Annotated in this window: 1 protein-coding gene; it reads right to left on the reverse strand. The window is 39.8% G+C overall.

Translation table 11 applies throughout. From position 1 onward, the window contains the following. Positions 1-211 (reverse strand): hypothetical protein (locus tag RMT89_RS44920; RefSeq protein WP_315889514.1); only part of this gene is annotated, 211 nt, incomplete at its 3' end. Between the last annotated feature and the right edge of the window lie 33 nt (positions 212-244).

Raw genomic sequence — 244 nt, forward strand, 5'->3', positions numbered from 1 at the left:
CAACAACCCCAAGATACGGGATAGTGCCAGAGTACATCATGTATCCATAATTATCTGTATTATCAGATACAGCAGTGATGTCAATTGATAAACTATTACCAGCACCAGAATATGTTGTAGCGACATTAGTAGATTCGGTGTATCCTTCCCCGCCTCTATAGATTGAAACAGCAGTAACTGAGCCGTCAGATTCATTAACTTCGTCAATCATAATAACACAATCAGCTTGTCCCGTACCATTGAT

Source organism: Streptomyces sp. P17, from assembly GCF_032436805.1.
GTDB lineage: Bacteria > Actinomycetota > Actinomycetes > Streptomycetales > Streptomycetaceae > Streptomyces.